The 1,354-nt window shown below is 53.8% G+C and carries 1 protein-coding gene; it reads right to left on the bottom strand.

The annotated features are described in order from the left end of the window. Positions 1-104 precede the first annotated feature (104 nt). Positions 105-1,354: 2,3-bisphosphoglycerate-independent phosphoglycerate mutase (gene gpmI / locus COY37_RS05725; RefSeq protein WP_286976671.1), on the bottom strand; the 1,250-nt coding region annotated here is incomplete at its 5' end.

The raw sequence follows: 1,354 nt of genomic DNA on the forward strand, positions 1-1,354 counted from the left end.
TGGCTTGTCTAAGCTTAGACCCTCCTGCACAAGAAGAAGGTTTCCGCACCCAAGATTCTTCAGTCGCTTCGCTCCTTCAGAATGACAGGGATTTGAACACCGTGCTACTCCCAAACGATCAAAGACGTGCCCGTCATCTCCTGGGGTTTTGGGATATGCATGACATCAAGGATGGTCGGTGCCACGTCGGCAAGGATGCCTTCGCCTTCGGGCTTGAGCTTGAGCTTGAAGTGATTATCTATGATTGCGTAAAATGGGACCTTGTTTGTTGTGTGGGCGGTGAACGGTTGGTGGTGAACGAAGTCGATCATTTTGTCGGCATTGCCGTGGTCGGCGGTTATAAAAACAGCGCCGCCTTTCGTCCTGGCCATCTCGACGATGCGCCCGATGCTGGAATCAACGACCTCGGCGGCTTTAACAGCGGCTTCGAAGACCCCGGTGTGCCCGACCATATCGCAGTTGGCGAAGTTTACCACTATGAAGTCATATTTATCCGATTGTATGGCATTAACCACAACATCGGTTACCTCTTGTGCGCTCATCTCGGGCTTTAAGTCATAGGTAGCGACCTTTGGCGAGGGCACGAGAACCCTGTCCTCGCCCGGCTTGGGCGTCTCGACCCCACCGTTGAAAAAAAACGTCACGTGGGCGTACTTTTCGGTTTCGGCGGTGTGAAGCTGCTTCATATCGTGATCGGCCAAGATATCCGCAAGAATATTCTTAAGCTCCTGCGGTGGAAACGCAACCGCAACGTTGAAGGTGACATCATACTGCGTCATGCAGACGTAAAATACATCGGGCGGATGAACGCCCCGGTCAAAGCCCGTGAAGTCCTTGTTGATAAACGCCCTGGTTATCTCGCGACCCCTGTCCGAGCGAAAATTATAGAATATCAGTGAATCGCCGTCTTTTATGCCGGCCACAGGGCTGCCTGTGGCTTTATCGATAATAACGGTCGGCTCTACGAATTCATCCACAACACCCGCATCGTAAGATTGCCGGACCGCCTGCTCGGGGGTGTATGCGTGCTCACCTGCCGAGTGTACCATCACATCATAAGCCCTCTTGACGCGCTCCCAGCGATTGTCCCGGTCCATGGCGTAATACCTGCCCATGACCGTCGCGACCCTGCCAAGCCCTACCTGCGCCATTTTCTCTTCAAGCTGCTTAAAATAGGTCAGCGCGCTTTGCGGCGGTACATCGCGGCCATCAAGAAACGCATGGACGTAAACGCGCTCGAGCCCCTGCGACTTGGCCATATCCAGCAGCGCAAAAAGATGTGTCTCGAGACTGTGCACACCACCATCGGATAAGAGACCCATTAGATGCAGGGCCGTGCCTTTTTCCTTCGCCG

The sequence above is a fragment of the Candidatus Aquicultor secundus genome (assembly GCF_002791875.1).
In the GTDB taxonomy this organism is placed as follows: domain Bacteria; phylum Actinomycetota; class Aquicultoria; order Aquicultorales; family Aquicultoraceae; genus Aquicultor_A; species Aquicultor_A secundus.